This window comes from Brevundimonas sp. (assembly GCF_041911375.1).
In the GTDB taxonomy this organism is placed as follows: domain Bacteria; phylum Pseudomonadota; class Alphaproteobacteria; order Caulobacterales; family Caulobacteraceae; genus Brevundimonas.
The window spans coordinates 38,836-58,847 of sequence record NZ_JAYRPA010000088.1 but is presented as its reverse complement, the minus strand read 5'-3'; the positions used below and the strand labels follow the sequence as shown (position 1 = coordinate 58,847).

Here is a 20,012-nt window from a genome sequence, read left to right as displayed (position 1 = left end):
CCGTCAGACGTTCAGGTCGACCGTCACGGGCGCGTGGTCGCTGGGCCGCTCCCATTCGCGCACGTCGTCGTGGATGCGGGCGGTGTCCTTGACGACCGCGGGGGTCAGGCCGGGCGAGGTCCAGATGTGGTCCAGCCTCAGGCCGCGGTTCGACTTCCTGAAATCGGCGGCCCGGTAGCTCCACCAGCTTGCCAGCTTCTGCGGCTCGGGGAAGCGGTCGCGCAGCACATCGGCGAAACCGCCCGTCTCCTGCAGCCGGTTCAGGGTCTCCACCTCGATCGGCGTGTGGCTGACGATCTTGGACATGTAGCGGTGGTTCCAGACGTCGTTCTCGCCCGGCGCGATGTTGAAGTCCCCCGCCAGCACCAGGGGCGCCGCCTTGTCGCGGGTCGCGATCTCGGCTGTCAGGCGCTCATAGAAGTCCATCTTGTGATCGAACTTGGGGTTCAGCGCGCGGTCGGGGGTGTCGCCGCCGGCCGGGATGTAGAAGTTCTGGATGTCCACGCCCGCGACGCGGGCCGACACGCAGCGCGCATGGCCCAGCTTGCAGACCTCCAGGGTGGTGTTTTCGGCGATGGGCAGACGGCTGGCGATGGCCACGCCGTGCCAGCCCTTCTGGCCCGCCACCCGCAGGTGCGGCAGGCCCATCTCCTCGAAGGCGGCGCGCGGAAACTGGTCCGTGGTGCATTTGATCTCCTGCAGCAGCAGGACGTCGGGCGCGCGTTCCTGGACGAAGCGCGCGACCTGGTCGATGCGCAGGCGGACGGAGTTAATGTTCCATGTGGCCAGGCGAAGAGTCATGCCGCCCGAATAGCAGGCGCGGCGAAGGAGTCGCGCCAAAAAAAGCCCGGCCGCAAAGGGCCGGGCTCGGGAAGGTTTCGTCTCTCTCGCCGCCGGGAGGGGGATGACATCCGTGGCGGTCGGACGGCCGCCGCCGTCCTGTGCTCAAAGTGTCACTGCCGAACGAAAAGGTCAAATTGTCATATTTGATGATTGCCTGTGTTCATCCGGCAACGGAGCGATTCAGCGCCGCGTCAGTTTCGGCCCGGCCTGCGGGTGGGGTCCCGCAGCTGGAACAGGCTGGAGGCAAGGCCCGAGGCGGGCGACAGCGCCGTCAGCTGAGTGCGGGTGCGCGCCCCTTGCGCGTCCGTGATGGTCCATTCGTGCAGGCGCATCGGATTGCCGGCGAAGGCCAGCACGACCTGGCCGTCGTTGGGGCGGTTGGAGTCGCGCGCCACGATGGCGAAGGCGCCGGAGCTCATGCGCGTCACCCGGTCGATACGCACGCCCTGATCCAGGCGGACGTTGCGCGCGAGGAAGGTGGACAGCGGCGTTCGCCCCAGGGGCACCTGCTGGAAATTGTTCAGGCGCGGGTCGTAGCGCTTCACATTGTAGCCGTCCGACACGACCAGCAGGCCCGCCGGATTGGTGTATTCGAAGCGCATCTTGCCCGGCCGCTGCAGGTAGAAGCGGCCTTGGCGGCGCTGGCCGCTGGGCCCGGTCTCCACGAAGGTCCCCTGGGCCGAAGTGAGCGCCTGCAGATAGCCCTGAGCGCGCTGCACCACCTCGCGGTCGGCGGCCGACAGGTTCGCCTGCGCCTCTGCCGGCAGGGCCAGGCCGCCCAGGACGGCGACGCCGGTCAGCAGGCCGCCGGTCAGGAGCAGCTGGCGGCGCTGTAGGTCGGTGGGGGCGGGCGCGAGGGCGCGGACGCGTGCAGTCATGTCAGTCGTCTCCCGTTCGGGATGGTTGTCGATCCTGCCGTCTTGCCCGGCCGGCTTGGCGTCGGAATGACGCGAGCCTGACCATATTCCGGCGCTCCGATGAAGCCCTGTTCATCGAAATGCTGAAGCTTGGGAAGACAGCGGGTGGAGAACGGACCGGCGCGAGGAGGGTTGCGCACGAACTTCTCCCTCCCCGTCGCTGCGCGACGACCCTCCCCACGGGGGAGGGAGAGGCGCCTTGCGCCTCACACCATCGGCGGCGGGCCGGCCAGGACGTCGCGCTTGCCGGCGTGGTTGGCGGGGCTGACCACGCCCTCCTGCTCCATCCGCTCGATCAGCGAGGCGGCGCGGTTGTAGCCGATCTGGAGCCGGCGCTGGACATAGGAGGTGGAGGCCTTGCGGTCGCGCGTCACCACCGCCACGGCCCGGTCGTAGAGGTCGTCGCCAGACCCGCCGCCGCCCCCTTCATCGAAGCCGCCCTCCCCGTCGCCGTCCGGCTCGTCGGTGATCAGGTCCAGATAGTCGGGCTCGGCCTGGGCCTTCAGGTGTTTGCAGACGTCCTCGACTTCCTTGTCGTCGACGAAGGGACCATGCAGGCGGGTGATGCGGCCGCCGCCGGCCATGTAGAGCATGTCGCCCTGGCCCAGCAGCTGCTCGCCGCCCTGCTCGCCCAGGATGGTGCGGCTGTCGATCTTGGACGTGACCTGGAAGGAGATCCGGGTCGGGAAGTTGGCCTTGATGGTGCCGGTGATGACGTCCACCGACGGGCGCTGCGTCGCCATGATCAGGTGGATGCCGGCGGCGCGGGCCATCTGGGCCAGACGCTGGACCGCGCCTTCCACGTCCTTGCCGGCGACCAGCATCAGGTCGGCCATCTCGTCCATGACCACGACCAGGTAGGGCATGGGCTCGGGACGGATCTTCTCGGACTCATAGACCGGACGGCCCTGCTCGTCGAAGCCGGTCTGGACGGTGCGCTCGAAATGCTCGCCCTTGGCCTGGGCCTCGCGGGCGCGTTCGTTGTAGCTGGCGACGTTGCGCACCCCCAGCTTGGACATGCGGCGATAGCGGTCCTCCATCTCGCGCACCGTCCATTTCAGGGCGACGACGGCCTTCTTGGGATCGGTGACGACCGGGGCCAGCAGGTGCGGGATGCCGTCATAGACCGACAGCTCCAGCATCTTGGGGTCGATCATGATGAAGCGGCATTCGGCCGGGCTGTGGCGGTACAGGATCGACAGGATCATGGCGTTGACCCCGACCGACTTGCCCGAGCCGGTGGTGCCCGCGATCAGCAGGTGCGGCATCCGCGCCAGGTCGGCGACATAGGGCTCGCCGCCAATGGTTTCGCCCAGCGCCAGCGGCAGCAGATGGCCCTTCTTGTCGTATTCGCCGCTGGCCAGGAGGTCGCGCAGATAGACGGTCTCGCGCTTGGCGTTGGGCAGTTCGATGCCGATGGCGTTGCGGCCCTGGACCACCGAGATGCGGCAGGCGCGCGCGGACATGGACCGGGCGATGTCGTCGGCCAGGGCCACGACGCGGCCATGCTTCACGCCCGGCGCGGGGACCAGTTCGTACAGGGTCACGACCGGGCCGGGGCGGATCTGGTCGATGACCCCGCGCACGCCGAACTCCTGCAGCACGCCCTCCAGCATCTTGGCGTTCTGCTTCAGCGACTCCTCGTCGACCGAGGCGACGCGCTGGCTCGGCTTGGTCAGTATGCCCAGCGGCGGCAGGTCGAAGGCGCCTTCGGGACGCACGAAGTCGAAGGCCTGCTGGTCGACGTCCACGTCCTTGCGCGCCTTGGGCGCCTTGACGGCGGCGACGCGCGGCTCTTCCGGGCGGACGGCGGCGCGGGCCGCGGGCGGAGGGGCGACGGGTTCGTCCTCCCAGGGCGGCAGGTCGTCATAGGCGGTCTGCGGGCCCTCGTCCGAGGGGGGCGCGTTCTCGACCGGCGCGGCGACCCGCGCCTCGGGCTTGGGCCGGGCGGGTTTCGCGCGGGGGGCCTTCGCCGGCGGCGGCGCGGCCGGCGCGCGCAGCGAACGACCCCAGTGCAGGGCGTCGATGAAATCCGCGGCCCTCAGGCCGATGGCGAACCCGGTCATCCACAGGCCGGCGACCAGAAAGACGACGCCGGCGATGATGCGGCCGCCCGGAATCCTCAGCGCGCCTAGCCCTTGGGCGGCAAGGCCGGTCACGGCGTCGCCCCACAGGCCGCCGAGGCCCGCGGCCAGGGGCCATGCGGCGGGCGCCGCCAGGGCGGCCAGGGCCGCCGACAACAGAAGCGTCCCCCCCGTCGCGGCCAGGGCCTTCATCGGCGTGGGCTTCAGCCGCTGCTGGATGGCGTCCCCGACCGCTCGCGCCAGGCCGAAGGCGATCAGCAGCAGGGCCGCAGGCCAGGCCGCCAGGCCCAACGACTGCATGAACAGGTCGGCGAACAGGGCGCCGTTCGCCCCCAGCCAGTTGGTCGTCGGCAGGCTGGAGGCTGAGTTCAGGCTGGCGTCGGCCGGGTTCCACGACATCAGGGCGACCAGCAGCAGCGTCGCCAGCAGGGCCTGCAGCACCCCCCTGAACCGCACCACGAAGGGCGCGTCCCACAGGATGCGGGCGCTGATCCAGGCCTGGCGGCCGACGGCGAGGGCGGTGGACATGAGAAGGGCGGACCCTGCGGCGAAGAACGTTCCCGTCCTTGTCGCATCGACAGGGTTAAGGGGCTGTTTACCAGCGGAGCCGTGGACTGGAGCCGCGCTTCATGCGAGGTTGCAGACCATGAAACCTACGGTGTCAATTCTCCTGCTCGCTGTTCTGGCCGGCTGCAATTCACAGACGAACCGCGCACCGCCCCGCCCGCTTTTCGATCTGGGCGGCGTTCCTCATGAATGGGCGCTGGCGCACGGAAAGGCCGGCGGACTTATTCTTTCTCGACTGGATGGCGCGGGACGGGGCGCGCCCGTCGTGGTCATGACCTGCGACGACACGACCCAAGGGCGCCTCCAGGTCCGTTTCCCTGACGCGACCCAAGGCCCCATGAGCGTTCGAGCCGGCGAAAAGATCTTTGGAGTCCAGGCCAGGCGAAGGGACGACTTCTGGGCCGTTGAAGGCGAGGGTCGCTTTCCTGCCGGATGGTTCGAGGCGTTGGCGGCCGCCGACACCCTGAGCTTTTCCTATGGAACGCAGACGCTGGCCGTGCCCGCGCCGGGCGCGCCATCCGTGGAGCACTACGCGCGCTATTGCGAACAATTGACCGCCGGCCAGCCCGCCTGAGTTGATCCGTCCTCTGGACGCGCGCGCTTCGCGGCGCGACAAGCCTCCCATGGCCGACACCGAACGCTACGACATTGTCATCGCCGGCGCGGGGCTGACCGGGGCGGCGTTCGCCCTGGCGGCGGCGCAGTCCGGCCTCAAGGTCGTGATGGTCGATCCCCAGCCGTTCGACGCCCAGCTGGCGCCGACCTTCGACGGCCGATCGACGGCCATCGCCTTCTCCACCTTTCGCATGCTGGACGCGCTGGGACTGGGCGAGGCCCTGCGCCCGCACGCCTGCCGCATGGACCACATCCTGGTCACCGACGGACGGCGGCCGGGGGCGGCCAGCCGGTCCGCCTCGCCCGCCTTCCTGCGCTTCGACGCCGAGGAGATCGGCGGCCGCACCGGCGGCGAGCCGCTGGGCTACATGGTCGAAAACCGGCGCATCCGCGTGGCCCTGGTGGAAGCCGTCGCGCGGGCGGGACTGGAGGTCAGGGCGCCCGCCTCGGTCGCGGCGGTCGAGACCGATCCGGGCAAGGCGACGGTGATCCTGGCGGACGGCGCGCGCCTGATCGCGCCGCTGGCGGTCGGTGCGGAAGGGCGCGGCTCGGCCGTGCGCAGGGCCGCCGGCATCGACACCGTCGGCTGGGGTTACGGCCAGAGCGGCGTGGTGGCCACGGTGCGGCTGGGTCGCGACCACGGGAATGTGGCCCATGAGTATTTCCTGCCCGGCGGCCCGTTCGCCATCCTGCCGCTGACGGAACAGCGCGCCAGCCTGGTCTGGACCGAGACCACCCGCCGGGCCGAGGCGCTGAAGACCGCCTCCGACCCCGCCTTCCACGCCCACCTGATGCGCCGGTTCGGCGAATTCCTGGATGGGGCGACGGTGGAGGGGCCGCGCTTCGTCTATCCGCTGTCGCTGAGCCTGGCCGAGAAGCTGGTCGCGCCGCGCATCGCCCTGATCGGCGACGCGGCGCACGGGGTGCATCCCGTGGCGGGCCAGGGGCTGAACATGGGGCTGAAGGACGCCGCCGCCCTGGCCGAGGTGCTGGCCGAGGCCGCGCGCCTGGGCGAGGACATCGGCGCCGAGACGGTGCTGGAGCGCTACGCCCGCTGGCGCCGCTTCGACAATGCGGCGCTGGCCGCCGGCTTCGACGGCTTCGTGCGGCTGTTCTCCAACGACATCGCGCCGGTGCGGCTTGCGCGCGACATCGGCCTGGCGGCGGTCAACCGCATCGGCCCGCTTCGCAGGGCCTTCATGCAGGAGGCCGGCGGCGCGACGGGCGACCTGCCCCGACTGCTGCGGGGCGAGGCGGTCTGATCAGGGCTGCAGCCGGTAGCCGCCCGCGTCGGTCAGCAGCAGCCGCGCCTGGCCCGGCTCGGGCTCGATCTTCTGGCGCAGGCGATAGATGTGGGTTTCCAGCGTGTGGGTGGTGACCCCGGCGTTATAGCCCCAGACCTCCGTCAGCAGCTCTTCGCGCGACACCGGCTTGGCGCCGGCGCGATAGAGGTACTTCAGGATGTTGGTCTCCTTCTCCGTCAGCCGGATCTTCTTGCCCTTGGCGTCCATCAGCACCTTGGCGGCGGGCCGGAACTCATAGGGGCCGATGGAGAAGACGGCGTCCTCGGACTGTTCGTGGCTGCGCAGGTGGGCGCGGATGCGGGCCAGCAGGACGGCGAAACGGAAGGGTTTGGTCACATAGTCGTTGGCCCCGGCGTCCAGGCCCAGGATGGCGTCGGCGTCGGCCGACTGGGCCGTCAGCATGATGACCGGCGTCGAGACGCCGTCCTTCCTCAGCAGGCGGCAGGCCTCGCGGCCGTCCATGTCGGGCAGGTCCACGTCCAGCAGGATCAGGTCGGCGCGGATCTCGCGGCCCATGCGCACCCCGTCGGTGGCGGTGGCGGCCTGCTGGGTCTTGAACTCCTCATGCAGGTTCAGCTGCTCGGCCAGCGCTTCGCGCAGGTCGTCGTCGTCGTCGATGATCAGAATGGTCTTGGGCGTGGGCATGGTGAGACAATGGCGAGGCTTGGCCCCCGCGCCAAGGCTTGGGGGCGTGAATTCACGTCAGGTTACGGCCTAGAGGCCTGTTCGGGGCGAATTCGTTCCCCGAACAGCGCAGTTCCGACCCGGACATGGGTCGCGCCATGCCGGATCGCGGTCTCGTAGTCGCCGCTCATTCCCATCGACAGGACCGAAAGGCCGTTGCGGTCCGCGATGTCTCTCAACAGGGCGAAATGCGGCCCGGTCGCCTCCTCGGCCGGCGGAATGCACATCAGGCCCTCCACCGTCAGGCCGTAGGTTTCGCGCGCGGCGCGGATCAGGGCGTGGGCCTCGCTCGGCAGGACGCCGGCCTTCTGTGGCTCCGCGCCGGTGTTGACCTGGACCAGCATCCGCGGCGCACGCCCCTGCTTCTGAGCCGCCTCGGCCAGGGCGCGGGCCAGCTTCTCGCGATCCAGGGTCTCGATCACGTCGAACAGGGTTACGGCGTCGGACGCCTTGTTCGTCTGCAGCGGGCCGATCAGCCGCAGTTCCAGGTCCGGCAGGCGCGGCCGCCGGTCGCGCCAGCGCCCCTGCGCCTCCTGCACCCGGTTCTCGCCGAACACGCGCTGGCCCGTCGCCAGGGCCGCGTCGATCGCCTCGGGCGGCTGGGTCTTGCACACGGCGGTCAGGGTCGCCGCGCCTGGGTCGCGCCCGGCCGCGCGACAGGCGGCGGCGATGCGTTCGCGCACGGCCGCGATCCGGTCGGCGATGGACGCGGGAGAAGAAGCGGGGGAAGAAGCGGTCATGACCCTGCCCGACGGCTACAGCGATGCGGCGCACGCGCTCTGGGACGCCGCCACGGCTCTAAACCGCCGCGCGGGCGCTGTCAGCCTGCCGCCGCTGCTCTTCTTCACCGATCCGGCGCGCACGCCCCGACCGTGGGAGACGGCCGCGCGCCTGCCGCCGGGGGCGGCCGTGGTGTTCCGCGCCTTCGGCCGGCCGGACGCCCTGGAGATCGGTCGTCGTCTGCGGGCGGCGACGCGGCGCGCCGGTGTTCGCCTGCTGGTCGGGCTGGACATGGATCTGGCCCAGGCCCTTGAGGCGGACGGCCTGCACCTGCCGGAGACGTCAGCGGACCGGGCGCCGGCCGTCCGCGTCGCCCGGCCGGGCTGGCTGCTGACGGCCGCCTGGCACGGCGCAACGCCCGCGCCCCAGCGTCTGGACGCCCTGGTGCTGTCGCCGGTGTTTCCGGCGGGCGGCGCCTCGGCGGCCCGGGCGGCGCTGGGACCGGACCGCTTTCGCGATCTGGCGGCCCGCACCGGCACGCCGGTCTATGCGCTGGGCGGGATCGATGGGGACAACGCCGAGGGGCTGATGAGGTCCGGCGCCTGCGGCCTGGCCGGAATAGCGGCGATCCAGTCGGCCTTCGCCGGCGACGCCTGAAGGCGCAGGATCAGAACTTGAAGATGGTTTCCAGACGCACGCGCGGCTGGGCGCGGCCATTGGTTTCCGGCGCGCGGGCCGGGTCCGCCTCGGGCGTCGCCACAGCGGCGGCGGCGCCGACGCGCAGGCGGTCGTTCAGGCGATAGTAGGCGCCGGCCTCGACGTCGCCCCAGTCCGTCTCGCGGCCCACAGGCTGGTTCAGGTTGAAGTCCAGGCCCCAGCGCCCGCTGTCGTTCAGGCGAAGACCGCGCCGCTGCTGGGCCGGCGCGTTGCGCTGGGCCTGCTGCGCCTCGCTCAGGGAAACCGACGGCTGGCGCGATTGCGCGGCAGCCGCACTGGCGCCGGCGACGACCGAGATCGCGGCAACGACAGCCATGGACACGCCCAAACGCATTTCCAACCCTTCAGGCCCGCCCACCGACGCACCGAGAAAATCCTGAACCGGCCTTATGCGACCGTGAACCTCGCGATTAGACATCGGAGGCCCGCCCGGTCAACGCAACGTCGGCGGCATAACCCGGTTCCCCGCCATTGTTGCGCTGCGATGTGTCTCAAGCGTCACGGGATTTAGGCGCGAGAGGGGCCGCCTGTCGCGGCTCTGTCACGCAACGACGGGGCCGCGCGCGCGGTTCGCCTTGTCATCGCCCCTTTTCACCGTGTTATAGAGCCCCGCTGCGGCGCTGATCCTGCGCAAAGCCGTGCGCGTGTGGGCGAAACCCTCACGGTCCTATGGTTACGGAGACTTCCTTGATGCGCCTCAACAAGGCCCTGGTTCGCGGCGTCGCCGTCGCCCTCCTGTCCGGCGTGGCCCTGTCCGCCTGCTCCAGCATTCCCTTCGTCGGCGGCGACGACCGCAAGACCCAGCGCGTCGACGTGCAGCAGGGGATCGGCGTCAACGGTTATCTGTGGCGCGCCTCGCTCGACACCCTGAGCTTCATGCCGCTGGCCACCGCCGATCCGTGGGGCGGGGTGATCAACTACGACTGGTACGTCAATCCCCAGACGCCGAACGAGCGGTTCAAGGCGACTGTCTTCATCCTGGACACCCGCCTGCGCGCCGACGCGCTGAACGTGACGGTGACCAAGGAGGTGAAGGGCGCCGACGGTCAGTGGACCACCGCGCCCGTCGCCGCCCAGACCGAGGCGGACCTGGAAAACGCCATCCTGACCAAGGCGCGCCAGCTCAACCTCGCCAACGCCGGCTAAAGCAATCCCGTCGGCGCAACCGCCCCTTGGGCGGCTTGAGCGCTTCGCGCCCGTCTCGACGTGACGCAAAATTTCTTGGGCGCTGTCGTCCTTCAGGCTAGTTGAGCCGGGGGGCGCCAGCGCCCTTCTGACTTCAGGACGCCCGTGGCCCGCTACGACCCCAAGACCGCCGAACCCCGCCAACAGGCCCGCTGGGCTGACGCCGACGCCTTCGTGACGAAGGACACCAGCCGGCCGAAATACTATGTGCTTGAAATGTTTCCCTATCCGTCGGGGAACATCCACATGGGCCACGCGCGCAACTACGTCATGGGCGACGTGGTGGCGCGGTCCAAGCGGGCCCAGGGCTTCGACGTGCTGCATCCGATGGGCTGGGACGCCTTCGGCATGCCGGCCGAGAACGCGGCCATGGAGCGCGGCATCCATCCCAAGGGCTGGACCTATTCCAACATCGCCAACATGCGCGAGCAGCTGAAGCTGCTGGGCCTGTCGCTGGACTGGTCGCGCGAGTTCGCCACCTGCGATCCCGAATACTACGGCAAGCAGCAGGCCTGGTTCCTGGCGCTGTACCGGCGTGGCCTGGTCTATCGCAAGGACGGCGTGGTCAACTGGGATCCGGTCGACAACACCGTCCTGGCCAATGAGCAGGTCATCGACGGGCGGGGCTGGCGCTCCGGCGCGGTGGTCGAGAAGCGCAAGCTGAACCAGTGGTTCCTGCGCATCACCGACTACGCCGACGACCTGATCGACGGCCTGAAAGAGCTGGAAGGCCGCTGGCCCGAAAAGGTTCGCCTGATGCAGGAAAACTGGATCGGCCGCTCCAAGGGCCTGCAGATGACGTGGCGCTTCGCCGGAACCGCGCCGGAAGGCTACGAGTCCGGCGTCGAAATCTATACGACCCGCCCGGACACCTTGTTCGGCGCCAGCTTCCTGGGCCTGGCGCCCGACCATCCGATCTCGAAACAATTGGCCGAGGCCGATCCCCGGGTCGCCGCCTTCGTCGCCGAATGCCGCAAGGGCGGCGCCTCCCAGGCCGAAATCGAACAGGCCGAGAAGATCGGCTGGAACACGGGCCTGAAAGTGATCCATCCCTTCACCGGCGCCGAGGTTCCCGTCTGGATCGCCAACTTCATCCTGTCGGAATACGGCACGGGCGCCATCTTCGCCTGCCCGGCCCATGACCAGCGCGACCTGGACTTCGCCCGCAAGTACGACCTGCCGGTCATCCCGGTCGTCCGTCCCGAAGGCGCCGACGACGAGTTCGCAGTGGCCGACGAGGCCTACACCGGCCCAGGTTCGATCTTCCATTCGGACTTTCTGGACGGCCTGGACATCGAGGCCGCCAAGGCCGAGGCCATTCGCCGGGTCGAGGCGGCCGGGGCCGGACAGGGCGCGACCATCTATCGCCTGCGTGACTGGGGCGTGTCACGCCAGCGCTACTGGGGCTGCCCCATCCCGATCATCCACTGCCCGTCCTGCGGCCCGGTCGAGGTTCCCGCCGACCAGCTGCCGGTCGAGCTGCCCGAGGACGTCACCTTCGACGTGCCCGGCAACCCGCTGGACCGGCATCCGACGTGGAAGCACGTCAAATGCCCGTCCTGCGGACAGGAGGCGACGCGCGAGACCGACACCCTGGACACCTTCGTGGACTCCAGCTGGTATTTCGCGCGCTTCACCGATCCCACCGCTACGGATCCGATCTCCAAGGCGGCCGCCGACCGCTGGCTGCCGGTGGACCAGTATATCGGCGGCGTGGAGCACGCGGTGCTGCATCTGCTCTACGCCCGCTTCATCACCCGCGCCCTGACCGACGCCGGGCTGATGAACGTGAAGGAGCCGTTCGCCGGCCTGTTCACCCAGGGGATGGTGGTTCACGAGACCTACCGTCGCGCCGACGGCGCCTGGGTCGAGCCCACCGACGTCGAGCTGGCCAACGACGGCGGCGTCCGCTCGGCCCGCCAGCTGTCGACCGGCGAGGCCCTGACGATCGGCGACATCGAAAAGATGTCCAAGTCCAAGAAGAACGTCGTCGCTCCGGCCGAGATTCTGGAATCGCATGGCGTCGACGCCGGCCGTCTGTTCGTCCTGAGCGACAGTCCGCCCGAACGCGACGTGCAATGGACCCCCGGCGGCGTCGAGGGCGCCAGCCGTTTCGTCCAGCGCGCGTGGACCCTGTTCGATGCGTTCAATCCCGCCGTCGCCGGCGAGGAGAAGGCCAACGCCGAACTGCTGCGCGAGACGCACAAGGCCATCAAGGCCGTGTCGGAGGGCGTGGAGGGCTTCCGCTTCAACTCGGCCATCGCCAAGCTCTACGCCTTCGTCGCCACGATCCGCGACCATGACAAGGCCGGCGGCGACGCCAAACGCCAGGCCCTGTCGGCCCTGGCTCGTCTGATCGCCCCCTTCACCCCGCACCTGGCCGAGGAGTGCTGGTCCCGGCTGGGAGAGGACGGGATGGTTCTGGACGCGCCGTGGCCCGTGTGGGACCCTGCTCTGGCGGCCGATGACGAGGTGGTCCTGCCCATCCAGATCAACGGCAAGCGCCGGGCGGAAATTCGCGTGCCGCGCGGCATGGAGCCGTCCGAGGTCGAGGCGGTCGTCCTGGCCGACGAGACGGTCAAGGCGCGTCTGGAGGGTCTGAGCGTGAAGAAGATCGTCGTGGTCAAGGACCGCATCGTCAATCTGGTGGCCGGCTGATGAAGCGCGCCCTGCTCGCGCTCATGCTGGCGACGCCGCTGGTCTCGGCCTGCGGCTTCACGCCGATCTACGCCGAGCCGGCCGTGGGCTCGTCGCTGCGCCGCATCGCCGTTTCGACCCAGGACGACCGGCTGGGCTATCGCCTGCGCGAACAGCTGGAGGACGCCCTGGCCTGGGATCGGTCGTCCGCGCCCCTCTACCGCCTGACGACGCAGGTCGAGCAGAACCGCCGCTCGCTGGGTCGACGCATCGACGACACCGCCACCCGCTATGAGCTGACGGTCAAGGCGGCCTGGACCCTGACCCCGACGTCGGGTGGAACGCCGCTGACCGGAACCGAGACGGTCACCACCACCTACGCCGCCGCCGACCAGCCCTACGCCGCCATCGCCGCGCAGCAGGACGGCGAGGAACGCGCCGCCTCCGAGCTGGCCCGCCTGATCCGTCTTGATCTGATGCAGGCGCTGGCCGGGCAGTGAGCCGCGCGCCATGATCCTCTCCAAACGGCCCGAGATCGATCGCTTCCTGAAGGCGCCCGATCCCGCGATCCGGGCGGCGGTGATCCACGGCAAGGACCGGTCCGGCGTGGCCGAGCGCGCCGAGGTCCTGTGCCGGACGGTCACGCCCGACCTGAACGACCCGTTCAACGTCACCGTCCTGACCGACAGCGACATCGACGGCGACGAGACGAAGCTCGAGGAAGCCCTGACGGCCATGTCCCTGATGGGCGGCCGTCGTCTGGTGCGGATCCGCCTGTCGACCTTCAAGGCCGGGGTGGACAAGGCCGTGGCCGCCGCCGTGAAGATCCACGCCGAGGGCGGCTACAATCCCGACGCCATGCTGGTGGTCGAGGCCGACCAGCTGGGTCGCGAATCCGCCCTGCGAAAGACCGCGGAGAAGGAGGCCGGCGCCGTCGGCATCGTCTGCTACGAGGACGAGACCGGGGACGTCGCCCGCATGACGCGCGAGGCCCTGGCCGCGGACAAGGTCGGGCTGACGTCAGACGCCCTGGACCGTTTCGTCGCCCGCCTGCCCCGCGAGCGCGGGCTCATGCGTCAGGAGATCGAGCGGCTGGCGCTGTTCATCGGCCCGGGCTCCGGTCGCACAATCGACATGGACGAGCTGGAGACCCATCTGGGCGTGGAGCCGGACGCCTCCCTGTCCGACGCTGCGCTGCAGGCCTTCGGGGCCCGGCCCGGCCCCGCCCAGTCCGGCCTGCGTCGCGCCTTCGCCGAGGGAGAATCCTCTGTGCTGGCCGTTCGATCCGCCGCGCTGCACCTCGGAAAGCTTCGTCGAATCAATATCTTGCAGGCCAATGGCGCGAACGCCAAGGAGGCCGCCAAGGCCGCCGGCGTCTTCTGGAAGCAGGAGGCCGAAATGCTGCGTCAGGCCCGCGCCTGGCGTCTGGAGATGTTGGACGAAGTGCTGGAAAGCATCAACACCGCCGATGTCGCCACCAAGACGACCGGAATGCCGGACCAGCTGATCGCCGAGCGCCTGCTGCTGGAAATCGCCGGCAAGGCGCGACGGCTGGGGCTCTAGCCCCGCTTCGACGCCCGGCGGAAGGCCGGCTTGGCCAGGGCCACGTTGCGCGCGGACACGCTCTTTTCCTCGGCCTTGGCGCCCGGCTGGGCGTTGAAGCCGTGCCCGCCCTTCCCGCTTCTTTGGGCTTTCTTGGCGGCGAGCGCCTGCTTCAGCTTGTCGACGGCGGTCGGCGTGTTCTCTTGGGTCATGCGCCCTTGTACCACGCCGACGGTCTCAGCCGCGCATCAAACGGCGGCAAAGTTCGTCCAGCTGCTCCAGCGAACCGTAGCGGATCGTCAGCTCGCCCTTTCCGCCCTTGTCGGCGAGTTGCACCTTCAGACCCAGCGCGTCCGCCAGATCCTGCTGCAGGGCGGCGACATCGGCCGCGCCCTCGCCGCTCGCGCCGGCCGACGACGTCCGCGCCTTGCCCGGCTTGGGCCCCTCGACCGCCTTGCGGGCCAGCGCCTCGGTCTCGCGCACGCTCAGGCCGTTGACGAAGGCGATGTCGGCCAGTTCGGCCGGATCGGGCGTATTGATAAGCGCCCGGGCGTGACCGGCCGACAGCTTGCCCTCACGGACGTAGAACAGCACCCGCTCGGGCAGTTGCAGCAGGCGCATGGTGTTGGCGACATGGCTGCGGCTCTTGCCGACCACGCCCGCGACGGTGTCCTGCGTCCGGCCGAACCGCTCCATCAGGACACGATACGCCTCGGCCTCTTCCAGCGGGTTCAGGTCGGCGCGCTGGACGTTCTCGACGATGGCGACCTCGAAGACCTCGACGTCGTCCATCTCGGTGACGATGACGGGCACCTCGGTCAGGCGCGCGGCCTGGGAGGCGCGCCAGCGTCGCTCGCCGGCGATGATCTGCCACACGCCCTCTTCGCCTGGCTGGCCGCGCACCAGGATCGGCTGCAGCACGCCCTTGTCGCGGATGGACGCGGTCAGCTCTTCCAAATCCTCCTGGCGGAAGGTCTTGCGCGGCTGGTCCGGGTTCGGCTTCAGGCTCTCGATCGGCACGCGCTGCACGCCGGCGGGGACCGGCGCGCCCGCCGCCACCGGCGTCTCTGCGTCCTGCCCCATCAGCGCCGACAGGCCGCGGCCCAGGCCTCTTTGTCGTTCAGCCAAGATACTGTTCCGTTTCTTCTTTTGAAAATCAGGCCGCCAGCTTTAGGCGCTGGCGCTCGCGCTTCACCACTTCCCGCGCCAGCCGCAGATAGGCCTGGCTGCCCGCGCATTTCAGATCATAGATCAGCGCCGGCTTGCCAAACGACGGCGCCTCGGCGACGCGGACATTTCGGGGGATGACGCTCTCATAGACCTTGTCGCCGAAATGGGCCCGAACGTCATTGGCCACCTGGCCCGACAAAGCGCTGCGTCGGTCGAACATGGTCAGGACCAGGCCCTGAATCTCCAGCGACGGGTTCAGGCTGTGCTTGACCATGTCCACGGTTCGCATCAGCTGGCTCAGGCCTTCCAGCGCAAAGAACTCGCACTGCAGCGGCACCAGCACCGCGTCCGCGGCGGCCATGGCGTTCAGCGTCAGCAGGTTCAGCGACGGCGGGCAGTCGATCAGGACATAGTCATACCCAGTAGGGCCCTCATCGTGGGCACGCAGGGCGTCGCGCAGTCGATAGGATCGTCGATCGGCCTGGCTCAGCTCGATCTCGACGCCGGACATGTCCGCGTCGGCCGGCACGATCCACAGCCCAGGCACGGTGGTTTGGACCGCCGCATCGTCGATCGACCGCTGGTCGACCACCACGTCGTAGATGGTCACCCGGCGTGTTTCACGTGGAACACCCAGGCCCGTCGAGGCATTACCCTGCGGGTCCATGTCAACGATCAGCACCCGCTCGCCGATGGCGGCCAGGGCGGTGCCCAGATTGATCGCCGTGGTCGTCTTGCCCACCCCGCCCTTCTGATTGGACACGGCAAGGACGCGGGCAGGCTGTTTTTTACGACCTTGAGCGGACACGTCGAACACTCCGGATTGTCACGATGCGGCCGCGCGGGTCGCTCTGCGACGGGGCCAGTTCAGCTTCGAGTTGCCAGGATTTGCGCGCCTCAATCAACTCGGATTCGGCCTTTTCCCCTTTCAGGAATAGGCCTTGTGCACCCCTTTGGAAGTAGGGCTGTGCATAACCGAGCAGCTTGTCCATGGGCGCCACGGCGCGCGCGGTGACGATGTCGCAAGTCACCGTCTGCTCTTCGGCGCGTCCGTTTATGACGGTGGCCGGCAGGTTCAGCGCATCGACGGCCTCTTGCAGGAAGCGACACCGTTTGCCCAGGCTGTCGATCAGCCAGACGTGCGCGCCCTCCCTCCCCTTCAGAAGGATGGTCAAGATAATGCCGGGGAAGCCTGCGCCGGCACCGAGATCGGCCCAGGTTCGCGCGCCTTGCGCGTGATCCAGCAGCTGAGCGCTGTCCCAGGCGTGGCGATTCCAGAAGTCGGGTAGGCTGTCGGGTCCCACCAAGTTCATGACCGCATTGGCCTCGACCAGGCGATTCCGGAAGCGCTCCAGATCCGCCATCTGTTCAGGCGTGGCGCGGGTCTTCGCCTGGAAGGCGGTCTGCTCGGCTTCGAACATCAGGCGGCGACCGACGTCCGGGGCGCCCGCTTCACATGGGCCAGCAATGCGGTCAGGGCGCCGGGAGTCATACCCTCAATGCGCCCGGCCTGTCCCAGAGTCCGCGGCTGGATGCGGGCGAGCTTCTCCTTCACCTCATTCGACAGGCCGCCGATGGCGGCATAGTCGAGCCCAGGCGGGAGAAGCAGATCCTCCTCCGTCCGCAGCGCCTCGGCGTCGATCGCCTGCCGATCCAGATAGGCGGCGTAGCCTGCGTCGACCTCGATCTGCTCCCTCACCTCAGGACCCCATGCGGCGATGGCGGGGCAGACCCCGATGAAATGGTCCAGCGTCACGCCTGGGAAGGCCAGCAGCTCTCGCATGGACCGGCGACGACCGTCCGCGTTTACGCTCATCCCCAGCGCGCTTGCCTCGGTGGGCGTGAACAGCGTTTCACGTGAAACAGCCGTCGCGCTCGCGAGCGCCTGCGCTTTCGCATTAAAGCGGATCTGCCGGGCAGGACTGACGATCCCCAGCGAAATGGCCAACGGGGTCAGCCGCTGATCGGCGTTGTCGGCGCGCAGGGCCAGTCGGTACTCCGCGCGGCTGGTGAACATCCGATAGGGCTCGGTCACGCCCCGCGTCACCAAGTCGTCGATCATCACACCGATATAGGCCTGATCCCGGCCCAGTATGACCGGATCCTGCCCCGCCGCTGCGCGGGCGGCGTTCAATCCAGCCATCAGCCCTTGGGCGGCCGCTTCTTCATAGCCGGTCGTGCCGTTGATCTGGCCGGCCAGATACAGGCCGGGCCGCTTCTTCACTTCCAGCGCCGGGCTCAGCTCGCGGGGATCGACATAGTCGTATTCGATCGCATAGCCGTAGCGGAACACCTCCACCGCCTCGAGGCCAGGAATGGTGCGCAGGAAGGCCAGCTGCGTCGGCTCCGACACCGAGGTCGAGATGCCATTCGGATAGACGGTGGGATCGTCCAGGCCTTCCGGCTCCAGGAAAATCTGATGGCTGGTCTTGTCCGCAAAGCGAACGACCTTGTCCTCGATCGACGGGCAGTAGCGCGGGCCCCGCCCGGAAAGACGACCGCCATACACGGCGCTCTCTCCCAGGTTCTCGGCGATGATGCGGTGGGTTTCTTCCGACGTGTGGGTCACGCCGCAGGCGATCTGGGGCACGGTGATCTGATCCGTCAGGAAGGAGAACGCCGACGGATTCGCGTCCGCCTGCTGCATTTCCAGGCGGTCCCAGGCGATGGTGCGCCCATCCAGGCGCGCGGGCGTGCCCGTCTTCAGCCGGCCCATCAGGAGTTCGGCCGCGTGCAGGTCCTCGGCCAGGCCTGTCGACGGGGCCTCCCCGTGGCGCCCGGCAGGGATCCGCTCGTCGCCCCGATGGATCACGCCGTTCAGAAAGGTGCCGGTCGTCAGCACGACAGCGCCGGCGCGGATTGTTTCGCCAGCCTCGGTCACGACCCCGACAACCCGTTCGCCATCCAGGATCAGGCGCTCGGCCGTGCCCGCCAGGAGGGCCAGGTTCGGAGTCGCAGCCAGCTCGGCCTGCATGGCTTCGCGGTACAGGCGACGGTCGATCTGGCTGCGGGGCCCGCGCACGGCGGCGCCCTTCGACCGATTCAGCAGGCGGAACTGGATGCCCGAGGCGTCGGCCAAACGCCCCATGACGCCGTCCATCGCGTCAATCTCGCGCACCAGGTGGCCTTTGCCCAGGCCGCCGATGGCCGGGTTGCAGGACATCTCGCCGATGGTTTCCAGCTTCTGGGTCAAAAGGACCGTGCGGGCGCCCGCGCGCGCGGAGGCGGCTGCGGCCTCACAGCCGGCGTGGCCGCCGCCGATGACGACGACGTCGAAGGTCAGGTCAGGGGAGGAGATCATCCGCTGCACATAATGGAAAACACGCTCATCCGCCAGAAGCCGTCGGCTCCACAGCGGGCCGCAGCCCATGTTTCACGTGAAACGTCGGGGCTATTTTCCGATGCAGAAGGTGGCGAAGACCTGACCGAGGATGTCCTCGACACCGATGGCCCCGGTCACGCGGGACAGGGCGTCCGCGGCGCGTCTCAGATCGTCCCCGGCCATCTCTGGGGCGACATCCAAGGCCTGTCGGGCAGCCTCGACGGCGGCGAGCGCCTCTGTCAGTCGAAGGCGATGGCGCTCGCGTGTGATCGCAGGAAAGTCCGACCCGGACAGGTCACGCGCCAACCGGGTCTCGATCCAGTTGTGAAGCGCAGACAAGCCCTCTGCCCGAGTGGTGCTGACGCTCAGCAGTTCCAGATCCCCTACGGGTTCCACGCTGCCCAGGTCCGACTTGTTGGCGACGACCAGATCGCCGGGTCGCGCGTACTCCGCAGCGGCGCCGGCCGGGTCGCCTGGCGCGCGGACCCACAGTCGCAGGTCCGCCTGCTGAGCCCTCATCCGCGCCCGCCGAACCCCCTCCGCCTCCACGGGATCGTCGCTGTCCCGTAGCCCGGCGGTGTCGGACAGGGTGACGGTGTAGCCGCCGATAACAAGCTCCGCGTCGAGCACGTCGCGCGTCGTGCCGGCGATGGGCGTGACGATGGCCGCCTCTCGGGAGACGAGCGCGTTGAACAGCGAGGATTTGCCGGCGTTGGTCTCGCCAATCAGCACGATGCGATAGCCGTCCCTGACGCGCTCGCCCCGTCGGCCGGTCTCCACCGCGCGGCGCAGGTCGTCCGCCAGACGGTCCAGGGCCGGACCGGCGGTGCGCGCCAGATTGTCCGGCACCTCTTCGTCGGGAAAGTCGATCTCGGCCTCGACCAGCGCAAGGGCGTGAAGCAGCTCGCGACGGAAGCCGGCGTAGGTTTCACTCAGCCGGCCGTCCAGCTGACCGAGGGCCTGTTTCGCCTGGGCTGTCGTTTCGGCGTCGATCAGATCAGCGACGGCCTCGGCTTGCGCCAGGTCCATGCGCCCGTTCTGAAAAGCGCGTCGGGTGAACTCGCCAGGCTCCGCCGGCCGAACGCCGAGCGCGATCAAGGCTCGACTGGCGGCCTCGACCACGGCACGGCCGCCGTGAAGGTGCAGCTCTGCAGAGTCTTCGCCGGTATAGGAGTTGGGCGCGACGAACCGCAGGACCAGGGCCTGGTCGATGTGTTCGCCCCCATGAGACAGATCGCGGACGGACGCCATCCGGGGCTTGAGGCGCGTCGCCCCCAAGTCGGCCAACGTGGATTCGACGGCGGGGCCGGACAGGCGAACGACCGCGATGGCGCCGCGGCCCGGCGGCGTCGCCAAGGCGAAGATGGTGTCGTCAGCCATCGGCCCCTACCCCGCGAGCGTGGCGGCAGCGGGAGGATCGCTGATCATTTCACCGCGGCTTCCATCAGGCGACGGAACTGGTCCTGAGCCTGAAGACCGAAGCTGGTCCAGGTCTTCATCAGCTCTTCCGGCTGCATGGCGGCGACATTGGCCTTCATCCGCTCCTGCATCTCCGCGACCATGGCGTCGTTCAACGGCGTGACGTCGGGCAGGCCGAGAAAGGCCCTCGCTTCGGCTGGGGTGCAGTCGATGTCCACCGTGACCTTCATGGGACCCTCCGCTGTTTCACGTGAAACGCTTCGCTCTTGCTTCCTGCCGTCATGCG

The 20,012-nt window shown here is 69.0% G+C and carries 20 protein-coding genes; 7 read left to right on the top strand and 13 right to left on the bottom strand.

What is annotated here, in order from left to right; genetic code table 11:
* Positions 1-3: 3 nt before the first annotated feature.
* From ACE3PU_RS14875 to ACE3PU_RS14865, 3 genes are all read right to left on the bottom strand, one after another.
* Positions 4-801, bottom strand: a complete 798-nt coding sequence (locus ACE3PU_RS14875) for an exodeoxyribonuclease III (RefSeq protein ID WP_374390923.1) — start codon at positions 799-801, stop codon at positions 4-6.
* 233 nt (positions 802-1,034) lie between these two features.
* Positions 1,035-1,721 carry an outer membrane lipoprotein carrier protein LolA gene (locus tag ACE3PU_RS14870; protein ID WP_374390921.1) on the bottom strand — a complete coding sequence of 229 codons (687 nt, stop codon included), beginning with the start codon at positions 1,719-1,721 and terminating at the stop codon, positions 1,035-1,037.
* Between the two features lie 245 nt (positions 1,722-1,966).
* Positions 1,967-4,372, bottom strand: a complete 2,406-nt coding sequence (locus tag ACE3PU_RS14865) for a DNA translocase FtsK 4TM domain-containing protein (RefSeq protein ID WP_374390919.1) — start codon at positions 4,370-4,372, stop codon at positions 1,967-1,969.
* A 118-nt stretch (positions 4,373-4,490) separates the two neighbouring features.
* Here ACE3PU_RS14865 and ACE3PU_RS14860 point away from each other — a divergent pair, with 118 nt between their 5' ends.
* Both ACE3PU_RS14860 and ACE3PU_RS14855 read left to right on the top strand, forming a co-directional pair.
* Positions 4,491-4,985, top strand: a complete 495-nt coding sequence (locus tag ACE3PU_RS14860; protein ID WP_374390917.1) for a hypothetical protein — start codon at positions 4,491-4,493, stop codon at positions 4,983-4,985.
* Positions 4,986-5,034: 49 nt separating this feature from the next.
* A complete protein-coding gene (locus ACE3PU_RS14855; protein WP_374390915.1) occupies positions 5,035-6,288 on the top strand; it encodes a UbiH/UbiF/VisC/COQ6 family ubiquinone biosynthesis hydroxylase in 1,254 nt (417 codons plus the stop codon).
* Here the strand turns inward: ACE3PU_RS14855 and ACE3PU_RS14850 are convergent, their stop codons facing one another.
* Positions 6,289-6,975, bottom strand: coding sequence for a response regulator transcription factor (locus tag ACE3PU_RS14850; RefSeq protein ID WP_374390913.1), 687 nt, complete (start codon positions 6,973-6,975; stop codon positions 6,289-6,291).
* Positions 6,976-7,037: 62 nt separating this feature from the next.
* On the bottom strand, positions 7,038-7,754 hold the full coding sequence (locus ACE3PU_RS14845; RefSeq protein ID WP_374390912.1) for a YggS family pyridoxal phosphate-dependent enzyme: 717 nt from the start codon (positions 7,752-7,754) through the stop codon (positions 7,038-7,040).
* On the opposite strand from ACE3PU_RS14845, the gene ACE3PU_RS14840 reads away from it, so the two are divergent.
* A complete protein-coding gene (locus ACE3PU_RS14840; protein WP_374390910.1) occupies positions 7,753-8,391 on the top strand; it encodes a thiamine phosphate synthase in 639 nt (212 codons plus the stop codon). The genes ACE3PU_RS14845 and ACE3PU_RS14840 overlap by 2 nt on opposite strands.
* 10 nt (positions 8,392-8,401) lie before the next feature.
* Here the strand turns inward: ACE3PU_RS14840 and ACE3PU_RS14835 are convergent, their stop codons facing one another.
* Entirely contained in the window at positions 8,402-8,767 is a 366-nt protein-coding gene (locus ACE3PU_RS14835; protein WP_374390908.1) for an NtrZ family periplasmic regulatory protein, read from the bottom strand.
* A gap of 374 nt (positions 8,768-9,141) precedes the next feature.
* On the opposite strand from ACE3PU_RS14835, the gene ACE3PU_RS14830 reads away from it, so the two are divergent.
* From ACE3PU_RS14830 to holA, 4 genes are all read left to right on the top strand, one after another.
* Positions 9,142-9,597, top strand: a complete 456-nt coding sequence (locus ACE3PU_RS14830) for a DUF3576 domain-containing protein (protein WP_374390906.1) — start codon at positions 9,142-9,144, stop codon at positions 9,595-9,597.
* 144 nt (positions 9,598-9,741) lie between these two features.
* A complete protein-coding gene (gene leuS / locus ACE3PU_RS14825) occupies positions 9,742-12,294 on the top strand; it encodes a leucine--tRNA ligase (protein WP_374390904.1) in 2,553 nt (850 codons plus the stop codon).
* Positions 12,294-12,773: an LPS assembly lipoprotein LptE gene (gene lptE / locus ACE3PU_RS14820; RefSeq protein ID WP_374390902.1), complete on the top strand. Its 480-nt coding sequence runs from the start codon at positions 12,294-12,296 to the stop codon at positions 12,771-12,773. Before leuS ends, lptE begins: the two co-directional genes overlap by 1 nt.
* Positions 12,774-12,783: 10 nt before the next feature.
* The gene (holA, locus tag ACE3PU_RS14815) at positions 12,784-13,836 is read left to right on the top strand and encodes a DNA polymerase III subunit delta (protein WP_374390900.1); all 1,053 of its coding nucleotides are present in this window, start codon (positions 12,784-12,786) and stop codon (positions 13,834-13,836) included.
* Here the strand turns inward: holA and ACE3PU_RS14810 are convergent.
* From ACE3PU_RS14810 to ACE3PU_RS14780, 7 genes are all read right to left on the bottom strand, one after another.
* The gene (locus tag ACE3PU_RS14810) at positions 13,833-14,027 is read right to left on the bottom strand and encodes a hypothetical protein (RefSeq protein ID WP_374390898.1); all 195 of its coding nucleotides are present in this window, start codon (positions 14,025-14,027) and stop codon (positions 13,833-13,835) included. The genes holA and ACE3PU_RS14810 overlap by 4 nt on opposite strands.
* Before the next feature lie 25 nt (positions 14,028-14,052).
* Complete coding sequence (locus ACE3PU_RS14805) at positions 14,053-14,943, bottom strand: ParB/RepB/Spo0J family partition protein (RefSeq protein WP_374390896.1); 891 nt, start codon at positions 14,941-14,943, stop codon at positions 14,053-14,055.
* 28 nt (positions 14,944-14,971) lie between these two features.
* Positions 14,972-15,793 carry a ParA family protein gene (locus ACE3PU_RS14800; RefSeq protein WP_374390894.1) on the bottom strand — a complete coding sequence of 274 codons (822 nt, stop codon included), beginning with the start codon at positions 15,791-15,793 and terminating at the stop codon, positions 14,972-14,974.
* Positions 15,774-16,406 carry a 16S rRNA (guanine(527)-N(7))-methyltransferase RsmG gene (gene rsmG / locus ACE3PU_RS14795; protein WP_374390892.1) on the bottom strand — a complete coding sequence of 211 codons (633 nt, stop codon included), beginning with the start codon at positions 16,404-16,406 and terminating at the stop codon, positions 15,774-15,776. Before rsmG ends, ACE3PU_RS14800 begins: the two co-directional genes overlap by 20 nt.
* Entirely contained in the window at positions 16,406-18,286 is a 1,881-nt protein-coding gene (mnmG, locus tag ACE3PU_RS14790; RefSeq protein ID WP_374390890.1) for a tRNA uridine-5-carboxymethylaminomethyl(34) synthesis enzyme MnmG, read from the bottom strand. Before mnmG ends, rsmG begins: the two co-directional genes overlap by 1 nt.
* Before the next feature lie 90 nt (positions 18,287-18,376).
* A complete protein-coding gene (gene mnmE, locus ACE3PU_RS14785; protein ID WP_374390888.1) occupies positions 18,377-19,687 on the bottom strand; it encodes a tRNA uridine-5-carboxymethylaminomethyl(34) synthesis GTPase MnmE in 1,311 nt (436 codons plus the stop codon).
* A gap of 44 nt (positions 19,688-19,731) precedes the next feature.
* Positions 19,732-19,956, bottom strand: a complete 225-nt coding sequence (locus ACE3PU_RS14780; RefSeq protein WP_374390886.1) for a DUF6489 family protein — start codon at positions 19,954-19,956, stop codon at positions 19,732-19,734.
* Positions 19,957-20,012 lie beyond the last annotated feature (56 nt).